Genomic DNA, 19,263 nt, shown 5'->3' with positions numbered 1-19,263 from the left:
TCAGCTTGCTTTCTTATTTGTATTCAGTTAACGTTCTCGTCGTCTAACTTATGCAATAGGAGTACCGTTAGGGATTTCAGTATCCGGCGTTAATAGAATAACATCTCCTTTTTCCGGGACTCCGCCCAAAACTAATACCTCCGATTTGAATCCAGCAATGCGCCGAGGAGGAAAATTGACGATTCCAACAATTTGTCTTCCTATAACGTCCTCAGCCTTCTAACGCTTCGTTATTTGTGCACTTGAGGATTTCATCCCGATCTCCGGTCCAAAATCAATCTTAAGCTTAATCGCAGGGATCTTTGCTTCTTCAAAAAACTCCGCTTCCTTAATCGTTCCGACACGAACATCTAGTGCTGCAAACTCATCAATTGTTGCCAATGTTTGACCTCCCGAATGTTCTAGTTTAATGCGCTGGACGAAACGGTTTCAGGAGTCGAATCCCTTCCTCAATGGATCCCTCCATCAGTTCTAAGAGCTGAGGCACCAGTTCCTGCATCCGCGGGGCGTTCAGGTGTCGATCGAGAGCATCCCGGTTTTCCCAGCGCTCGTAGATGATAAATGTACCAGGCAGGCCTTCTACCTCGTGAGCTTCATAGTCAATGTTACCCTGGTCGTTCCGTGACGGGTTGACAGCTGCAGTCATAAACGCCTTCATCTCAGCTTCTCTCCCTGCCTTGGCTCTCGCCTCCCAGAGTACAGTAACGTAACGGTTATTGGTATCGTTCATGTTGATTCCTCCTAAGTTATTAATAATGCATGTTCAAACGGTTGTTGTGACATCAGTCATACTCCCGTTACTGCAGCTTCATCTGGCTGCGGAGCATCCGGTCGAGAAGTTTATCCGGGAGAATACGAACCAGTCGGGTCAGCAGAGCCGAATCTCGGCCAGCCGTATAGCGGGTGCGCGGATTACTTGCGTGGATGGCTCGTGAAACCACTTCTGCCACTTTCTTAGTAGGAATACCGCTCGTTGCCCACGATTCAGCCTGCGCCTTCACGGCGTCAAAAAGACGATCATGGCGTCTGTGCTGATCGGGAGTCATCAACTTGGACAGCCGATTGGCTGTCGTAACCCCTTTCTCCGACAGGCTGGTGCTGACACCGCCCGGAGTAATCATGATAACTTTGAGTCCGAACGAGGACATCTCTCTGCGGAGGCTGTCATTGATCGCTTCCATCGCGTATTTTGCAGCTGAATAAATTCCGAAACCGGGCATGGAGATTTTGCCGCCAACGGATCCGATATTCACTACGCGTCCGCTGCTCTTCAGCAAGGCGGGAGTAAGCGCCTGAATAACCGCAACTTGCCCGATCACGCTGACTTCGATCTGACGGCGTAATTCATCCAGCGGAACCATCTCAAGAGGTGCATTAACGGCAATGCCGGCATTGTTGACCACGGCGCAGAGCGGGCGACCAAGCGGATCTTGCTCCACTCGTTCGGCCAGCGCCCTTAGTGTGTCGATAGCAGTAATATCGAGAATCACCGGTTCGATATTTTTTTGTTTGATTTTGTCGGCATCTTCCTGACGGCGAACCCCAGCTAAAACGTGAAATCCTTCAGCGGCGAGCTGCTCCGCGGTAGCCCTGCCGATTCCACTTGAAGTACCTGTGACGACAACCATTTCTTGAGTTTTATATGGCATTGTAAACCTCCTGAGTTTAATAAGTTATGAACCACTGTATAGCACTGTTATACGGATATTATAGCACCGCTATACAGAGCTGTCTATAGCGGTGCTATATATATTTTTTTTATATTGTGATCCTCCTGCGACCTGAACATCATTAATGACGGGCGCAGCGTGAGTTACTTCGATGCTTACGAGATACCGTGGCGTGAGGAAAGAGATCATCGAATCCCTCTGAATTGAAAAAGATCGCCATCCTGCTTGGATAGGCGATCTCTTATGTGCCTCTATTTGTGGTCCTTCATCATTTACCATGAAACAAAACAAAGCCCACATTGGGGCTTTGTCTGGAGTCTCCAGGCTCTGTCATCGATCCCTCATTTTGAACCGGAGTCCGGCATTGGGATCAAGATGATCTGCATCACGCTTTCTCGAATGAGATCAACGACGTGAGGCTGGGGTGGGGGTGCCTTGCGTATTTGGGACGTCACATACAGCCAAGAGGCCGTATTGGCTGAAGCCCAGACCAGATCTGCCGCAGCTTCGGCTGAAACAGCCAGTTTTCCTGCGGCAGCAACTCTTTGAACATTTTGCACCAGTGCTTGGTACGACTGATCTGCCGCTTCGATATGGGCGCCCTCAAGCAGCCGCCCCATCATTGCCGCATATATCCGAGGACGGGCTGCCGCGAAGCGGACATAGTCATCCCACCCCTGACGAAGCGCCATCTCTGGAATTGGGGACTCCACTGCGGCAATTTTGCTTTCGAATAACTGTTTGAACGCTTCCACTATAGCTGCACTCAGGAGTCCATCTGCATTACCGAAATGGTGGTAGAGTGTAGGTGCCGTAACCTGCGCGATCGAAGTGACAGCTCGCGTCGAAAATTGGGCTCCGCCCTCTTCTTCGAGTACCTTAAGAGCAGCTGCTAATATTTTGTCATATGTGTTCATAACCTCTATTATAGCAGTGCTATACACGTATGTCCATGACAAGGCTGTACTCCTATGACCATGATCATCCCGTTCGAGATCACAACATGGTGAAACACTGCCTCATTTCGTTTTAATGGGTTCTATTTATCAAAAAGTAGGTGCGGGTAATTCATCAATTTTCAAACGCAGTAAACTATACGGTTTTATTCGCAGGTCTTTTCCATAATGAAATCTTGCCTGTCTATGTAATTGGTTCACAATTACATATAAGTATTGATCCGGTCCAATAGAAAACGTATCTGGCCATAAAATTCGGGGATCATGGGCGATGGTTTCCATGATTCCATTCGGCAATATCTTTCGAATACTATCGTTTTCATAATCTCCAGCATACACGTTTCCTTTTGCGTCCGTGATCATCCCATCCGATGCACCCTTCTCTCCCCAATACTGCACAAGATCACTTAACTTGAAATCCGGTATCGTTCTGTCTCTTAACGATTCTGTTGAGATCGAGTATAGCTGGCGACTGGTTAATGGACAATAGAATAACATTTTTCCATCAGGGGAAATGGCTATCCCATCAGAGGCCAAGCGAAAGGGAGATGTGGAACCATCCGCGTTTCGATTCATCAAAATTTTACCTTCCACTTTCGGTACAAAATACGGATCGGGTGAGGTTGAGCTTGCTCCATGCAACCGTCTATACGCATTGCCGTTTTCTAGATTTACGACGATAATAGCGCCGGGACCATTGGAAGAAGAATCCGTTATATAGGCGTAACCTGCGTTACCTACACGAAAGTCAAATCGGACATCATTCAGATACGTTGTCGGCAGGACCACATCATCTGCAAATGTATAAACTTTTCTTATTGTGTTTGTTTCTAAATCTACCGCGACTAATTTTGCCCCTCCTATAATTGGCTCAGAAAAATTTGGTGCAGCCGTGTCCAGTACCCACAGGGCTCCCCTTCCATCTGCAACAACACTTTGGACACTAATGAAGGACATCGCGAGATTCAATGGGTTGATCAAATTCGTTTCTACATTAGGATAAGGCTGCAGCTGTCCCTCAACAATTTCCGCTACCGTAAATCTAACGTCATCTCCCCATTTCGGAAAGCAAATAAAGATTCGCCCGGTTTCGGATACACTAACGCCTGTAGGCATAGCCCCGTAAAAGGAATGAACGAGTTCTAGCTTACCAAAATATTCTTCCATAGGTAACATAGGCTGTATGATGTCCTCCTCAACATAGTTGGATAGATATTACCTATAATTATGTTCAAGACTTTTTCTAATGCCTGGCCCTTAATCATTCTTTATCAACCGTGATTTTGAAATTGTCCGATACATCTAAAAATACAAAAAACTTCGGCGTAAGCCGAAGCATGTTGACCGTAACTATATGTGTTCTAGGAAAATTTGCTTCCTCCGATCGTCAACGCAGAGTAAATCCCCATGCAGAGAGTATCGGAGAAAATACGGAATAGAAAGAAAAACGCTGCCAAGCTTATCAGTACCAGCACCGTTTTATTGTTGGTCCGGGAGACGTAATGCGTTTGCGGAAGTTTGCGCTTGATCTAAAAATTCATCTGCTCGGGTCAATTGCTGCCGGGCTTTTTCCAGCGCTTGTGAATTTGTTGCATTAGATTCATTTAACGAGCTTATTGCCTGATTTAAAGCCGTCTGCACCTCAGAAACCGCATTAGATGCATGCTGCTCCAGTGTATTTCCACTCGAGTTAAGGGCACCTTCTGCCGGTTTTCTTGCATTTTCGGTGGCTAGATCAATTTTGTTTTTATTGGGCACAGTGAGTCCTCCTCCCTATTTCAAAATCATTTAAAACAGAAATAAGTATCGGATTATGATTTTGTTTATATTCCTGCAACTGTATGGGAATATTCGGATCTCCCATCTCCCGCAATCCATTTTAGTATAAGATCCGATTCGTTGGAAAATCTAACGCTAATGAAAAAGGAGGTGATCATTTCTCCATGAACAAACCAACACTAGCGCCGCACGAATCGATGGAACTGCATGAAGCTTTAAACTTTAAAACGCTATGCATCGCTAAGTCAAAACTGATGCAAGGCCTGGTCTTTGACCAAGAGCTAAAAGCTTTAATGCAGAAAGACGTCACTGAGTCCATACAACAGATCGCCGAGCTGCAAGCAATCTACGCGAAAGCTCCTTTCCAAGCACCTGTTCCGAGTAGTCCGACACCTATAACACATTAAGGGGAGCTCAAATGAATACCGATTATTTAGACCCGATTAACTCATTAAATATGCCGGAAATGGCAGATATGACTTTTGCCATGGACTTCCTTATTCGTGCCAAGGAAGGTGTACGTAATCTGTCTATCGCCCTGACGGAAACGGCTTCACCAGATGTAAGAGCCCTTCTGCACACTCAGCTTAAACAAGGGATTGCAATGCACCAGGAAATCTCGGAGCTCATGATTCGCAAAAAGTGGTTCCATCCTTACGAGCTGAATGAACAGTACCAACTCGACCAGCTATCGGCCAATAATACGGTAATGATCGGGCAGATGAATCTGTTCCCGGGAGATACGTCGCGTAAAGGGATGTTTGATCGGACCCCAGATGAACATATTGGAGGACATAATGCATGAAGGCGGTAACGTATCAAGGGGTTAAAAATGTCGTGGTCAAAGAGGTTCCGGATGCGAAGATTGAGAAACCGGACGATATGATCGTAAAGATCACCAGTACCGCCATTTGCGGTTCTGACCTTCATCTTATTCACGGGATGATCCCTAACCTTCAGGAGAACTATGTCATCGGACATGAGCCGATGGGGATCGTAGAAGAAGTAGGCCCTGGCGTGACAAAGGTAAAAAAAGGCGACCGTGTAATCATCCCTTTCAACATCGCATGCGGAGAATGCTTTTTTTGCAAAAATCAGCTGGAAAGCCAATGTGACAATTCCAACGAGAACGGAGATATGGGCGCATATTTCGGCTACTCGGGAACGACCGGCGGATATTCTGGCGGGCAAGCTGAGTATTTACGGGTTCCGTTTGCCAATTTTACCCACTTCAAAATTCCTGAGAACTGTGAACAACCGGACGAAAAGCTAAGCTTGATAGCTGATGCCATGACCACGGCATTCTGGAGCGTAGATAATGCCGGCGTAAAAAATGGAGATACAGTCATCGTTCTCGGATGCGGCCCAGTCGGACTCCTGGCCCAGAAATTCTGCTGGCTGAAAGGAGCAAAGCGGGTCATAGCCGTTGACTATGTCGATTACCGCTTGCAGCATGCGAAACGAACGAACAACGTCGAAATCGTAAACTTCGAACAAGATAAGAACATTGGCAATACGCTCAAGGAAATGACCAAAGGCGGCGCGGATGTTGTCATTGATGCAGTAGGAATGGACGGCAAGATGAGTGATCTTGAATATTTAGCCAGCGGTTTGAAACTGCAAGGCGGCACCATGAGCGCATTTATCATTGCTTCTCAGGCTGTCCGCAAAGGCGGCACCATCCAAGTCACTGGGGTATACGGTGGTCGTTATAACGGCTTCCCGCTCGGTGACATCATGCAGAGAAACGTGAATATCCGATCCGGACAAGCTCCAGTTATTCACTATATGCCGTATATGTACGAGTTGGTTACGTCTGGCAAAGTGGACCCCGGCGACATTGTTACTCACGTCATTCCGCTCAGCGATGCCAAGCGGGGCTATGAAGTGTTCGATACAAAAACAGACAATTGTATTAAAGTCATCTTAAAGCCTTAAATATGGATAGATACTTGGGAGGACAATCCGAATGAATTCCAAATACGCATTGCATGAGGTGCTTGAGGTACATGAAATAGCTGCATTCAAGACAGTTTGCTTGACTAAATCCCAGACCATGCAAGCTCTGGTAACCGATCCGGCACTCATGCAAATTTTGCAGCAAGATGTGACATTATCACAGCAGCAGCTTCAGGAACTCGGTGAAGTGCTGTCTAAAGCGACTGTATAGGAGATAAAATAATGAACCCAATATTAGAACACATGTCAGGCCTTCATACGCTTACTGATGACGTGATCGCAATGGATTTGTTGATAAACGCCAAGAGCGGAGTCAGAAATTACGCCATGGCTGTGACTGAATGTGCCACCCCCGAAATCAAGCAAATTTTGATGAAACAGCTCGATGAAGCTATAGTCTCTCATGAAAAGATATCAAATTACATGGTACAGCAAGGTTTATACCACCCTTACCATATTTCAGAACAAATTCAGCTTGATCTGAAAAACATTCAAACGGCTATGAACATTCCGTCCTGACACCTTAACCACTACCGGAGACTTCAGAGTGCATAGTGTACTGTGTCCATAATCCAGCAATGAAACAAGGGCGGATACACTCCGCCCTTGTTTCTGCTGCGTCACTATACAAAACTTAAATAAGCGTTTCGTCCCTTTTCCTTCGCCAGTTTTCCTTTGATATTCCTCGCGATACTAGCGGGCACAATTCCATTTTAGAGCAACTTAATTAACTCTTCTAACTCATCAACCAATACTTTGGCAAGTTCAAAATTAGTATCTTTTAAAGCCAATTCTATTTTCATTTCAATTGATTTTTTCTGTTGTTCAGCTTCTAAATAATCTTTATTAAAATGACTAGCATAAATCATCTGTCTAAATTCCTGCATACTCATTTTGCTAATCGTTTTATCGTCAATGATTAAAACATAATCCATACCATTTACAACAGAATAAAAATCATGAGAAATCATGAGAATCGCACCTTTATAGTCTTCAATAGCTTTCTCCAGTGCAATTTGTGAGTAAGTGTCTAGATGGCTTGTCGGTTCATCAAGAAGCAACACGCCCGCTTGACTACCAGAAACTTTAGCCAGTTGAAGCATGTTTTTTTCTCCACCAGATAATGATTTAATCTTTTGATCAAGGATTTCTCCTTCAAATCCATAATCGGTAAGATGCGATCTAATCTCATCATACGTTTTAAACCCAGCATCTATGAAATCATGTAGGATAGTATTCGAATCATTTAGCATTTCACCTTGAAGCTGAGATAAATAAGCCACATTCACATCATCATTTATTTCAATGGAAGCCTGATTGTTTTTATAAATTTCACGGAGTAATGTGGTTTTCCCGGTACCATTTGGACCGATCAGGGCTACTTTATCTGTTGATTTGATCTCGAAGTTCACATTTTCCAAAAGCAACTCGTCAAAGGAAACGCTATAATTATTGACTTTAAGGACAACGGTGTCTTCGATTTCCTTATCGATACCAAAACGGATATTCGGCTGCTTAATATCGACAAACGGCTCTTTTATTCGACGTGCTTCCAATCTCTCTTGAAACTTGACTCTGGCTTTTAACGCTCTGCCTCTTGAGGCTTCCGAATTATACGTGGCGATCTCTCTAAGATTGTCGATGATGTGATCGTATCTCTCTATTTCTTCAGCTTCAGCAACCGCGATTTCTTGCAGCTCGATCTTAGTCTGAAGCAGCGAGAAGTTGTACTCGATATATCGCCCGTCAAACTCTTGGATTTCCGTATTTTCAAGGTGAATAATTTTGTTGAAACAATGATTCAATAGATAACGGTTGTGCGTAACAACGAGCAGCATTCCCTTGTGGGAATTAATTAATTTTTTAAGCGAATTTAGGTTTTCAAAGTCCAAAAATACATCGGGTTCATCCATAATCAATAAGTCTGGACGATTGAGCATTTCCTTCATCACTTGAATAAGTTTGAATTCCCCACCACTCACGTCGGATATATTAAGATCTTTGAGCTTCATGAGGTTGGCCAGGTTTAGCTGCTTATTGATGGTGTTTTCGAAATTATCCCCATCCATCGATTCGAATGCATCCAAAGCCGATTGAACCTTCTCCATCAGCGAATCCATGTCAGACGTGGTGGACATCTCCGCATACAGTGCAGTGATTTCATCTTGTATCTTAATAAATTCTTCTCCGATATATTCAAATACGGTTGTTTCTTTCGTTTTGTCGACTTGCGAGAACTGACTGACATACCCTATTCTGCATTCCGGGTCTATCTCTAACTTGCCCTCGAACAAATATCTTTCCGGATCTATCAGTATATCGACCAGTGTACTTTTCCCACTGCCACTTGTTCCTATAAAAGCGCAATGTTGTGCCTCTTCTAACGTAAATGAAATGTTGTTATATAGTTCTTTTTGCGGAAATGAGAAGGATAAGTTATCAACTTTTATCATCGTGTTACCTTTCTTTATAACCTAAATGGTGACTATTATTAAATATATTATTGAACATAGACTTTCAGAGTAACACTGTTTACCAACTAGTTCAATCTATTTTACTTTCCCCAGTAATATGTACTGAGGTATCATTTATCCACCATTCCCTTTTGCCCTCTTGCGGAAATGAAAACTCCCAAAGTTTCAATGCCTACTTATTGGTAATTTGGTAATCAGTCTTCCGGTATTTGGCTTAAGTACTTTATAGCTGTTCTCAGCTACTACTCCACCCATCGTGTCAAATACTAAATCGATATCTTTTAGAATCTCTTCAAATTTTTCCTTTCTGTAATGAATGACTTGATCAGCACCCAATGAATAGAGAAGTTCATGTTTTTTTCACTTGCTGACGAGTCTACAAACGAAAAAATACCTGCCCTCTTCCGGGCAGGTATTAAAGGTGAATCGTATGAATGGCTTACCAACGTCGATCACTATATATTAGTCCAGAAGGCTGTAGATCTGAATGCTCTCCACCTTGGCATCCTTAATATGAAACGACATCACATCTACATAGTTGGACGGCTCGTAACGGAAGTCATCCTCCTCATCAGGGGCTCCATCACCAAGCAGTTTCCCCTCAGGGTAGGCGTTTTTGAGTGTATCCAGACTATCTCCTGCTTTAATGTTTCGTACTGTTGCATACTTAGGATCTGTAATTTCGATATGAAAGATGGAGTCTTGTTTCCCCTCCGGTATACTGATGGTTTTAATCTCCAGACCAGGATACGTGTACACTTTTTCTGTAAAACCGATTAATGTATCCATGTTTGTTCCATCGCCGGCACTGTACGTATGAGATTTCAGGTTATCCGGTTTGCCCAGCATCTGTTCCATCTGATCTTCATTCGCTGTATCGGAAATCGCAATGGTGTGCTCATTATAGACAAAAGCAAGCTCCTTCAGCACCACATTGCCTTCCTTCTCCATCGAACCTTCCTTAATAGCTTCAGTACCCTTTTCTTCCGAATTTTCTGAAGCAGGCGCTGTGGAATTCGATGCTCCTTCGCCTTTGCTTTGTTCATTCGCTGTGCTCTGTCCGGTTTCTGGAGATGTAGCATCACTGGACTGACAGCCCGTTAATGCCACCGCTAGTAAAGCACCTAGTACGATAAAACTTGCAGCTTTCTTTGTTAACTTCATCATGATCCCTCCATAAATGTGTGATTTCTTCTTATGAAGTGATTATAAAAAAAGCATTTGTTAGTCTCATAACAGAAATGTACCAATCTTGTAACGTTACCTAATTAGGCTTGGGTTTAGAATGCGGTCTACACACGAGGCAAAACAATCGTAACGCCCGTTCCTTCCCCAATCTGACTTTCCATGTCGATATATCCATTAAAGCGCTCTACAATCTCCTTGCAAATCGAAAGTCCAAGACCTGAACCGTTCGCTGTACTTGCATTTTTTGCCCGGTAAAAGCGTTCCTGCACTCTCTCCAGTTCATCGCTCGCGATCCCGATACCTTGATCACGTATCCGAATAACGATCTCGCTTGGCGTATGTTCCATCTCTACCTTAATCTGTGAATTATTGCCTGAATATTTGATGGCGTTGTCCACAAGATTTGCGATTGCATGGGACATTAACATTGGATTGATGTTGGCGTAAACTCTTGTTGTACCCTCATCATCCGGTTCTCCCTGTGCTTTACTAACCATAATCTTGATCCCTTTATCCTTAGCCTTCGCTTCCATATTCATTGCCACCTGCTGAATCAGTTCGTTCATTTCCGTTTTCCGGGCTTCCAGTTCGTTAGAACCAGCCTTGTCGAATCGGGAGAGCAGCAACAGTTCATTAATCAAGCGCGTCAGCCGATCCGATTCCTGCAGCAGATGAGCATAGATTTTTTGCAGCTCCTTGTTCTCAGTCTCCCCTTCAACCAAGTATTGAGAGAAACCACGAATCGCTGCCAAGGGTGTTTTTAACTCGTGAGATACGTTGGAGACAAATTGTTTCTGGTACTGAATGTAATCATGTAGCTGACGCCCCATGGAATCCAGCCCATCTGCCAGCATGCCCAGCTCATCCTTCCGGTTAAGATGAACTCTTTGAAACTCTTGTCTAGAGAAACTTTGCACTGCGTCAAGCAGCACCTTAATCGGCTTGGTTGTGTTGCGGGCAATCCACAGACTGGCTAACGTAATCAGTACAATGAAACCGCCCGCACCCGCAAACAGGATATAACGGATTTGATCCATCATCACATAAAAGTACGAAATGTCGTCCACGAACTCATACACATAAGCGTTCTCGTAAAATTGATTCTGAATGGGAGTCGCAAAATAAAGCAGATGATCTTCCGTTACGGTGTAGGCATAACTGCCGCTCAGGGCTTTCTCAATATTTTTGTCAAAAATAAGAGGTTTGCCATCATTAATGATGATGCCATCCACAGCGAGGCCCAGCAGCTGCTTGGAGCTGTCATAAATTCGTACTTCCTTCCCTGAAGCTTTCAGCTTCTCCAGAGCAAGTCTGACGATTTCCTGTGCCTGCGGCTCTCCTGACGATGATCTATGCTGTGCCAACACCTCACGGAAGGACAACTCGGACAGATCCGCCTTCTCCATCATCTGTTTTTCAATGGTAATAAAGCTGTAGTAATCAATGGCTTTATTCACCGCAAAAATGATGATGCCAAAGGATAGCACGGAGAAAAATAAATAATTCAGCAGTAACCGGGTTGCATACTTCAGGCCTCGCCACCTCCAAGTTGATAGCCGAATCCATAGATCGTCCTGACATACTTCGGTTCGTCCGCGTTATCCTCCAGCTTCTTCCGCAATCGCATGATGGTCATATCCACACTGCGACTGTCTCCCATGAAGTCATATCCCCATCCGATCTGCAGCAGCTCATCCCGGGTAAAGATTTTGTCCGGCCTTCTGAGTAACGTTTCCAGAATTTTAAACTCTTTGGCTGTTAAAGACACGGGCACACCGTTCTTCAGCACCCTTCGGCTTTCCAGATCAAATGTCAGCTCTTCATGAATGATGCGTGTAGATTTCACCTCAGTACCTTCACTGGATTCCTCCTTGCTCTCGTTTCTTCTCAGAATCACCTTGATCCGAGTAAGCAATTCACGATTGTCAAAGGGCTTGGTCATGTAATCTTCCGCCCCCAGCTCAAGTCCGAGCACCTTGTCGATAACCTCATTTTTGGCAGAGAGCATGATCACTGGAACGGCACGTTTCCCGGTGATTTCCTTGCACAGGTCATATCCGGAGCAGTCAGGCAGCATCAAGTCAAGCACCACCAGGTCCGGCCCAAAAGCATCCAGCAGCTGCAGGGCTATTTTACCGTTTTCAGCCGTTTGAACAACGTAGTTTTCTCTCCTTAGTACGAGCTCGATTAAATCTCTGATGGCAGCTTCATCATCAATGACTAGGATTTTCTTCAATGTACACCCCTATCTAGCCTTGTTCTCCAGCTTCAATTATATTTAACCCAATCTTAGCACAGACCCTTTAGATTCCTCCACCAACTGGAAGCTGAGGTATATTCCACTGAGCCCAACATAACTTGTAATAAACCCGAAGAAAGGAGAAACAATTCAATGGATCTGCTCTGGGTACTCATTGTTGGTGGACTTATAGGCTGGTTAAGCGGCAACTTGATTGGGCGTGACGTACCGGGCGGTGTACTTGGTAATATCATTGCGGGTTTTATCGGTTCCTGGTTAGGAACAGAATTGCTGGGACCAAGGGGTCCGGTGATTGGCGGATTTCATATTATTCCAGCCATCGTTGGCTCGATTATTGCCCTGCTCATCTTCTTCGCTCTGGCACGCGGCGGAGCCTTCCGAAGACGTTAACAACAGAGGCGGACTCCGATACCGTCGTTTATTAGAATTTTATTAAGTTGCTGCCACGGCATATAGGTACAGGATAAACACAAAAGGACCGAAAGCATTCATCGATGAAAGATGAACACTTACGGTCCTTTTTTTCTACAGGATTATCCCTTCTTCAGTGCATCGATCTGGCGTGCTACCCTTTCGGCTAATGTTGCATCAGCCTCGAAAAAATAGCCTAACACAATCGTCTGTATCTCTTGAGAAACTGCCGATAAGTCATCAGCGAGGTTCTGAACAAGATGATCCTGTTGAACTCCTGTTAGCGACTGGTAGAATTGTCCCGCTTGGGTGAAATTATCAGCCTTCGGAATATCGGATCGAACGAGCCGGCCAGCTACATAACGCCCTTCTCCGCTCGTTACCTGATCCGTCGGTGACCAGTTGGCTTGATGGTTAATCGGAATTTTGCGAAAGTCCGATCCAAGGCGATGGCGCTGTGAATCCCAATAAATATTACTGCGGCCTTGCAGCATTTTATCATCGGACAGCTCAGCACCATCCAGAAGATTGGACGGGGAGAATGCCAGCTTCTCGATCTGCTCCTGATAATTCGTAGGGTTCTTATCCAAGACGAGTCGACCAACGGGCAGAAGCGGGAATTGACGCACATCCCACACTTTCGTGTCATCCAACGGATCGAACGCCAGCATTGCCTCATCCTGTGGGTTCATCAACTGCACATACAGCCCATACTGGACAGGTGTACCTTGTGCAATCGTGTCATATAAATCTTTACCCGAATAATCGGGGTTCTCGCTAGCCAAACGGGCTGCTTCTTCCGCATCGATATATTGCTCTCCAGCTAATGGAATCCAGCGATATTTGACGTAGAAGCGTTCGTTCTTTGCATTTTTCCAAACATAGGTGTTAACACTGTGTCCTGGCGTATGGCGGAGGCTCTTGATCGTCCCTTCGTCCGAGTACAGTCGTACAACGAAATGAGTTGCCTCTGGTGCTCTAGCAATGAACCCCCAGAATCGATTCGGATCAATGAGATTGTTAACGGGTGATGGCAGGAAAGCATGAATTGACTCAGGAAACCGGATCGGGTCTCGTACGAGAAACACGGGGATATGATTACAAAGCAGGTCGAAAACGCCTTGCTCGGTATAAAATTTCGTCGAAAATCCACGAACGTTGCGGGATGTATCGGGTGTTCCTTTGTTGCTGACCGCAAGTGAGAAACGAACGGTAACAGCAACCTGTTGTCCTGGTTTTTGCAAGAAGCACAGGTTCGTATAAGCGGCCATCGAGTGTAGGGTTTCAAAATAACCCAATGCTCCGAATCCCTTTACGTGGACCGGGCGCTCTAAAATTTTTTCGTGGACAAAGGTTTCGAGTGTTTCATGCAGCATGCTGTCCTGCTCCAGAATCGGCCCCCGTTCCCCTACTGTCTGTGAATGGTGTTCTGGCGACTGCTTGGCATGCCACTCGGATTGCACATTGCCTCCCTTCCTGCTTCGACTGTTTCCCTGATTATTAGCATTGTTACCGTCCATTGTTCCGCCCCCTATACCTACATTCTCGGGGATATATATGCATGGCTAGGTACTCAATATGACAGCATGTCATATTCGGAGGCTGTATCTAGAACCTTCAACGAACAACTACTGGGACAATCCTTGGTTTGAAACTTCGATGCGTCTTTTTCATAACAGTCCCGAGCTAGGATGATTCTCACTGAACGTCCAGACTACTGAAAAATCGTTCAACAAAAACATCACCATATATTTTCTTCATATGTACTGTGTTAAAAATATATTGATCCATTTGCTCAAGCCTGCGCAGACTGCGTACCAGTACTTTCCGTTCATCGTCAGATAGATTAGGATCATGGTCAATCTTCGTCATCGCATTTTTCACACGTGAGGATACCTGTTCAACATACAGATGATTTTTGGATTTTGGCGGGATACATTGCGTCAGGTCACAGTTCACAAAACGAACACCTTCAAGGATGCAGTTTTCAAAATTGGCGATTAGCTTTTGTTTGCCATTTCCCTCAAACGTAATATCAACCAGCTTGCCGGTAAAGGAACAATTAACGATATTCGCCGCTTGTAAAATCCGGTCATTGAATCTGCATTTAACAAAAGTACAATCGATGAAGGTTGCATTCTCCAATGTCATGCCTCTCATATCGCAGGAAGTAAACTCACAATTGGTAAAACAGCTTCACCCTTGGCAATGCCAACTGAGCGCAAGTCGGAACGGATAAATGTACAATGATCAATCGTACTATCGGCAAAAAATCTCGCATTGGTAAGATCGCAGGTATCAAACTCAAGTTGATTCAGATTACAGTTCCAAAATATAGGTGAACCAACATTCGAGTTTTTTATAGTCGTTCCGCTTATCGTTATGTGCTCATACCTGACAATATCAGAAAATAATTCGTTGTCTATTGATATACCAGACTCGAGTCTTCTCATCCTTCTCACCCTTTCATTTCTTTCTTCAGAATCTCTTATCATTAAAAATACACTATACTTTCAAATGCTGCTCCTAAAAGTGATGATTCCCTCTTAGATTTTTCAAGTTATTTCTATATAACTAAAATCCGAAATTCTCAATCCACCATCTCAGTTTAACAGGCGATTATAGATAATTTACTATTCTGGAGAGATCAAAACAAACCGACGGGTGTTTCAATACAAGGCGGTTTGTTTTATTTTATCAACAGCTGGCTTTCCGAAATATTACACGCTGGACTAGTACATACTAAGGAAAAGTTGGATGAAGCTTACATAACGGGGGTTCTCTTCATGGTATTTACAATCACAATTATCATCGTTGCACTATTTGCAATATGGGGAGCTGTCGCTCCTGATCAGCTGGCTGATGCGGCTGACGTAGCCTACAACTTCTCTATTCAGAATTTTGGCTGGTTTTATTTGCTAGCAACACTGTTCTTCCTGATCTTCGCTTTCTATCTGGCATTCAGTCGATTTGGCGGTATCAGGCTGGGGGATGACGATGATGAACCTGAATATTCTACGGTTTCCTGGCTGTCCATGCTGTTTAGCGCTGGTATGGGAATAGGTCTGGTTTTCTGGGGAGTTGCAGAACCGCTGTCCCACTATTTATCTGCACCGGAGGGAGCGGTACCCGAAACTACGCAAGCCGCAAGACTTTCAATGCGTTATTCCTTTTTCCACTGGGGTCTGCATCCTTGGGCCATCTACACCGTTATCGGCTTAGCGCTTGCTTATTTCCAGTTTCGGAAAGGCCACAAGGGGCTGATCAGTTCCACCTTTATTCCTTTGATCGGTGAACGTCTTGCTGCAGGCTGGCTTGGCAAGGTCATTGATATTCTTGCCGTCATTTCCACCATCTTCGGAGTTGCGACCTCGCTTGGATTGGGTGCACTTCAGATCGGTGGGGGGCTGAATTACCTATTCGGTATTCCCAACTCAACGCTGTCCCAGGTTGTCATCATCGCCATTGTAACTGTATTGTTTTTAATCTCGGCAACCTCCGGTCTGGATAAAGGGATAAAGATTTTGAGCAACACCAACCTCGTTATAGCTGTGCTATTAATGTTGTTTGTTTTGGTGACTGGGCCGACTTCTTTTATATTTGACACATTCACGACCACCTTGGGAAGTTACCTGCAGAATATTATTAACATGAGTTTGAGACTGACGCCGTTTTCTAGAGAAACCTGGATTGGAACCTGGACGTTATTTTACTGGGCATGGTGGATCTCGTGGGCTCCTTTTGTTGGCACGTTTATCGCAAGGGTATCCAAAGGAAGAACCATTAAGGAATTTGTAATTTACGTCATGGTTATTCCAAGCCTTTTCGGATTTATCTGGTTCTCCGTCTTTGGGGGAACAGGACTTCAGTTGGAATTGTTCAATGGCGCTCATCTGGCGGAAGCCGTCAAAGAAGATACAACAACCGCTTTATTCCTTATGCTGGAGCAGCTGCCTCTAGGCACGATTACAGCATTCGTTGCTACTCTTCTGATCATGATCTTCTTTATTACGTCGGCGGATTCGGCTACCTTTGTGCTGGGCATGCTGACGTCAGATGGCAAGTTGGACCCGAGTACAAGAGTAAAATTAACCTGGGGAATCTTGCAGTCCGCCATCGCGGTAGTACTGCTGATCAGCGGGGGATTGAACGGCCTCCAGACAGCCTCCATTGTGGCGGCACTGCCGTTCGCTGTTGTCCTTATCGGCATGTGTGTCTCCCTACTTAAAGCTCTGCAGGCTGAGGACAGAGAACGCCGTCAGAAGGAAAAACGGCAGCGCCAAAAACTGAAACGATTACTGGAGGAACAAGAACTCGCAAAATGAACTTCCCCACAGATAATCTATACTTGATCTCTATAGAGAAGGCACCTGCCTATAGGCGGGTGCCTTTTGATTTGCCTGCCTACATTATTGATATTTAGTATTTCAGTACTACTTGACATGTGAATCAATTATCGATATGGTGTGAATGAGTTCACACTTCATATTAAGGAGTAATCTATGCCAAAAAAAACTTTCTTTCGTTTAGATGAAGCAAGGCGCGAGGAAATATCTAATAACGCTATGCATCTTTTTGTTAATAATCTTTATGAGGATATATCGATGAAGATGGTTTTGGATTGTTTGTCCATGCACCCTGGAACATTTTATCGGTATTTTGAAGACAAAGATGACCTTTATTGTCACTTAATACGTAATGTGACCAAGAAAAGAGCTTCGTATTTTAATAACACGAATGAAGATTCCCTTTACCGGTTTTTCCTTACTGGCTTATTTGGTAATGTTAATGGCATGATGACCGAGCCATTGAATGAGTTGGAAATCAAACTTACTGAAACAGTACTATACATTCCTGAGGACATTTTACTTAAAATCTATCTGGATGTGCTAAAGGGGGAGTCATTCCCCATAATCAAGAACATTTTACGCCGAATGAGGGTTGATGGATCTCTCCGACCTGATATTGATGACGACCTGATTTCTTTTATGTTTGAGTCCATGCAGTTTAATCTTGTCATGTTTTTTCGAGAATTCGATATCAAGGACTCTAAGCTGCAACTTAAGATTAGCAAGTACTTTGCTGACTTTATGGGTCACGGGCTGCTCGAAGATCATAAATATTCTGAAATGGTTAGCGATCTCAAGAAAGCCAAGGAGTAGATTCGATTCAAATGAATATAGGGGGGATATGAAAATGAAAACGTATGACGCATTTCCAGAACCCATTGGCGGCTATACGGTCGGTCGAACCCAGATGGATTTTGAGTACACGGCATCAGACCACTCAAAAAGAGAACTGACGGCGTTTGTGTACTATCCGTCCGACAGTAACGAAGGGAAGACGACATCAACGTACATGTTTCCTGAAGTATACGAGATGTTGAATGAGCAGCCACTTCTCACTGCGTTGAAGGATGCTTACTCTATCGATATCAAGACCCAGTGTTACGACGACCTTGCTCTCTCCGGGAAGGAAAAGCGCTATCCGGTATTATTCTATGTTTGCGGCGGGGGAGGTTCTCCAGAATGGGGTACCGTCATCTGTACAGACTTGGCAAGCATGGGATATGTAGTGGTAAGCGTCGGCCACCAGAATAGCACCATGTATAAGTGTAAAGATGGACGCCTGTTTAATGTATCAAAGGATTTTTCGGATGTTATTATGGCGTTTTCTGAAGATCCGGAAATGTTAAAGCTGGCTGGTAAGATGGAGATGCGGCCTGACGAAGAAACTGCCATTGAGATGTGCCAAAACGTGCTTACACTGCCGATACTTGCCAAGTTAACAGAGCATAGCGAATTACAGACAGAAGATATAAGGTATGTAGCCGATTATCTTTTCAAACTGGACTCTGGAGAACTGAATTCCATCTTTAAGAGCAGATTATGGCTTAACATCGGCATGGGCATAGTCGGACATTCTTATGGAGGGCCTACGGCGGCGATTGTTTGCCGGGACGACGAACGGTTCGCCTGCGGGATTGGCTTGGATAGCGGTGCGTTCGGACTTCAGGGCAGCGACCTTAAGAAACCCTTCTTGCTACTATTTAGTGAACCTAACTATAATATGAATGCGATAATTGGCACAAACAATAGCATGGAAACCTATTATTTCTCTGTTGATGGTGCTGCTCATTTAGATTACTGTGACATCGTGTTTACCAATGTTAATGAGGAACTCAGAGGCGAACGGGATGCTATGGAAATGCGAAGTCTTGTAACAGACTATACGAAGAACTTTTTTGATCATTACATACTACAGAAGGCAGCAAGTGTGGAAAGTCTGGCATACGTTGGCGTGGACTTGGTCAAGAAGACCAGCAGCAAGTGACATACCCGAGAGGCTGCTATAAATGCATGTCTAAGAACTAGCCGTACAGACACAGAGCCAACAACCCAATTATGCGGTTATCGGCTCTCTCCTATTTCGGGCATTGTTTTCTATTTGAGGTTTATTCCTATCTTAGCTTGGTGTCATCCCTTTTAATGTCCTTCGCTACCTGATTGCCTTCAGCCGAAATATTAAACATCTGTTGTCTGTGGATCTTGGTATTGGTGTGGTTT

General features: G+C 44.5%; 21 protein-coding genes and 1 pseudogene. 9 read left to right on the top strand and 13 right to left on the bottom strand.

Annotation, left to right across the window (positions count from 1 at the left end):
- Positions 1 to 48: 48 nt before the first annotated feature.
- The 6 genes and pseudogenes from csaA to ABIC22_RS23250 all read right to left on the bottom strand — a co-directional run bounded on the left by csaA (position 49) and on the right by ABIC22_RS23250 (position 4,384).
- Positions 49 to 381: pseudogene (gene csaA / locus ABIC22_RS23275) on the bottom strand (chaperone CsaA).
- 25 nt (positions 382 to 406) lie between these two features.
- Positions 407 to 730, bottom strand: a complete 324-nt coding sequence (locus tag ABIC22_RS23270; protein WP_354484148.1) for a putative quinol monooxygenase — start codon at positions 728 to 730, stop codon at positions 407 to 409.
- Positions 731 to 797: 67 nt separating this feature from the next.
- Positions 798 to 1,649 (bottom strand): SDR family NAD(P)-dependent oxidoreductase, encoded by an 852-nt coding sequence (locus ABIC22_RS23265; protein WP_354484146.1) that lies wholly within the window; start codon positions 1,647 to 1,649, stop codon positions 798 to 800.
- A 362-nt stretch (positions 1,650 to 2,011) separates the two neighbouring features.
- Positions 2,012 to 2,629, bottom strand: a complete 618-nt coding sequence (locus tag ABIC22_RS23260) for a TetR/AcrR family transcriptional regulator (RefSeq protein WP_354484144.1) — start codon at positions 2,627 to 2,629, stop codon at positions 2,012 to 2,014.
- An 87-nt stretch (positions 2,630 to 2,716) separates the two neighbouring features.
- A complete protein-coding gene (locus ABIC22_RS23255) occupies positions 2,717 to 3,802 on the bottom strand; it encodes an L-dopachrome tautomerase-related protein (RefSeq protein ID WP_354484142.1) in 1,086 nt (361 codons plus the stop codon).
- 303 nt (positions 3,803 to 4,105) lie between these two features.
- The gene (locus ABIC22_RS23250; RefSeq protein ID WP_153978672.1) at positions 4,106 to 4,384 is read right to left on the bottom strand and encodes a hypothetical protein; all 279 of its coding nucleotides are present in this window, start codon (positions 4,382 to 4,384) and stop codon (positions 4,106 to 4,108) included.
- 185 nt (positions 4,385 to 4,569) lie between these two features.
- On the opposite strand from ABIC22_RS23250, the gene ABIC22_RS23245 reads away from it, so the two are divergent.
- Genes ABIC22_RS23245 through ABIC22_RS23225 form a run of 5 tightly spaced genes read left to right on the top strand, consistent with a single transcriptional unit; the run spans position 4,570 to position 6,883 of the window.
- The gene (locus tag ABIC22_RS23245; protein ID WP_095357839.1) at positions 4,570 to 4,812 is read left to right on the top strand and encodes a spore gernimation protein GerQ; all 243 of its coding nucleotides are present in this window, start codon (positions 4,570 to 4,572) and stop codon (positions 4,810 to 4,812) included.
- 11 nt (positions 4,813 to 4,823) lie between these two features.
- Entirely contained in the window at positions 4,824 to 5,210 is a 387-nt protein-coding gene (locus ABIC22_RS23240; protein ID WP_354484140.1) for a spore coat protein, read from the top strand.
- Positions 5,207 to 6,343: a zinc-dependent alcohol dehydrogenase gene (locus tag ABIC22_RS23235; RefSeq protein WP_354484138.1), complete on the top strand. Its 1,137-nt coding sequence runs from the start codon at positions 5,207 to 5,209 to the stop codon at positions 6,341 to 6,343. The genes ABIC22_RS23240 and ABIC22_RS23235 overlap by 4 nt, the downstream gene beginning before the upstream one ends.
- 31 nt (positions 6,344 to 6,374) lie before the next feature.
- Entirely contained in the window at positions 6,375 to 6,575 is a 201-nt protein-coding gene (locus ABIC22_RS23230; RefSeq protein ID WP_354484136.1) for a hypothetical protein, read from the top strand.
- Positions 6,576 to 6,586: 11 nt separating this feature from the next.
- The gene (locus ABIC22_RS23225) at positions 6,587 to 6,883 is read left to right on the top strand and encodes a spore coat protein (RefSeq protein ID WP_127537081.1); all 297 of its coding nucleotides are present in this window, start codon (positions 6,587 to 6,589) and stop codon (positions 6,881 to 6,883) included.
- Between the two features lie 194 nt (positions 6,884 to 7,077).
- Here the strand turns inward: ABIC22_RS23225 and ABIC22_RS23220 are convergent, their stop codons facing one another.
- The 5 genes from ABIC22_RS23220 to ABIC22_RS23200 all read right to left on the bottom strand — a co-directional run bounded on the left by ABIC22_RS23220 (position 7,078) and on the right by ABIC22_RS23200 (position 12,262).
- A complete protein-coding gene (locus ABIC22_RS23220) occupies positions 7,078 to 8,817 on the bottom strand; it encodes an ABC-F family ATP-binding cassette domain-containing protein (RefSeq protein WP_354484134.1) in 1,740 nt (579 codons plus the stop codon).
- Positions 8,818 to 9,003: 186 nt separating this feature from the next.
- Complete coding sequence (locus ABIC22_RS23215; protein ID WP_307720981.1) at positions 9,004 to 9,174, bottom strand: zinc-binding dehydrogenase; 171 nt, start codon at positions 9,172 to 9,174, stop codon at positions 9,004 to 9,006.
- A gap of 126 nt (positions 9,175 to 9,300) precedes the next feature.
- On the bottom strand, positions 9,301 to 10,005 hold the full coding sequence (locus ABIC22_RS23210) for a hypothetical protein (RefSeq protein ID WP_354484132.1): 705 nt from the start codon (positions 10,003 to 10,005) through the stop codon (positions 9,301 to 9,303).
- Positions 10,006 to 10,130: 125 nt separating this feature from the next.
- Positions 10,131 to 11,483, bottom strand: a complete 1,353-nt coding sequence (locus ABIC22_RS23205; RefSeq protein WP_354484130.1) for a sensor histidine kinase — start codon at positions 11,481 to 11,483, stop codon at positions 10,131 to 10,133.
- Positions 11,484 to 11,554: 71 nt separating this feature from the next.
- Entirely contained in the window at positions 11,555 to 12,262 is a 708-nt protein-coding gene (locus ABIC22_RS23200; protein WP_354484128.1) for a response regulator transcription factor, read from the bottom strand.
- 156 nt (positions 12,263 to 12,418) lie between these two features.
- Here ABIC22_RS23200 and ABIC22_RS23195 point away from each other — a divergent pair, with 156 nt between their 5' ends.
- Positions 12,419 to 12,676: a GlsB/YeaQ/YmgE family stress response membrane protein gene (locus tag ABIC22_RS23195; RefSeq protein ID WP_024630063.1), complete on the top strand. Its 258-nt coding sequence runs from the start codon at positions 12,419 to 12,421 to the stop codon at positions 12,674 to 12,676.
- A 143-nt stretch (positions 12,677 to 12,819) separates the two neighbouring features.
- Here ABIC22_RS23195 and ABIC22_RS23190 read toward each other — a convergent pair whose 3' ends face one another.
- Entirely contained in the window at positions 12,820 to 14,217 is a 1,398-nt protein-coding gene (locus tag ABIC22_RS23190) for a catalase (RefSeq protein ID WP_354484126.1), read from the bottom strand.
- A 178-nt stretch (positions 14,218 to 14,395) separates the two neighbouring features.
- The gene (locus tag ABIC22_RS23185; protein WP_354484124.1) at positions 14,396 to 14,848 is read right to left on the bottom strand and encodes a pentapeptide repeat-containing protein; all 453 of its coding nucleotides are present in this window, start codon (positions 14,846 to 14,848) and stop codon (positions 14,396 to 14,398) included.
- Between the two features lie 635 nt (positions 14,849 to 15,483).
- On the opposite strand from ABIC22_RS23185, the gene ABIC22_RS23180 reads away from it, so the two are divergent.
- The 3 genes from ABIC22_RS23180 (at position 15,484) to ABIC22_RS23170 (ending at position 19,030) form a co-directional block, all read left to right on the top strand.
- Positions 15,484 to 17,022 carry a glycine betaine uptake BCCT transporter gene (locus ABIC22_RS23180; protein ID WP_354484122.1) on the top strand — a complete coding sequence of 513 codons (1,539 nt, stop codon included), beginning with the start codon at positions 15,484 to 15,486 and terminating at the stop codon, positions 17,020 to 17,022.
- A 177-nt stretch (positions 17,023 to 17,199) separates the two neighbouring features.
- Positions 17,200 to 17,859 carry a TetR/AcrR family transcriptional regulator gene (locus ABIC22_RS23175; protein WP_354484120.1) on the top strand — a complete coding sequence of 220 codons (660 nt, stop codon included), beginning with the start codon at positions 17,200 to 17,202 and terminating at the stop codon, positions 17,857 to 17,859.
- 34 nt (positions 17,860 to 17,893) lie between these two features.
- The gene (locus ABIC22_RS23170) at positions 17,894 to 19,030 is read left to right on the top strand and encodes an alpha/beta hydrolase (protein WP_354484118.1); all 1,137 of its coding nucleotides are present in this window, start codon (positions 17,894 to 17,896) and stop codon (positions 19,028 to 19,030) included.
- Positions 19,031 to 19,263: the final 233 nt, after the last annotated feature.

The sequence above is a fragment of the Paenibacillus sp. PvP094 genome (assembly GCF_040546835.1).
GTDB classification, from domain to species: Bacteria; Bacillota; Bacilli; order Paenibacillales; family Paenibacillaceae; genus Paenibacillus; species Paenibacillus illinoisensis.
Note: the sequence above shows the minus strand (reverse complement) of the source record. Positions and strands in the feature narration are given on the sequence as shown.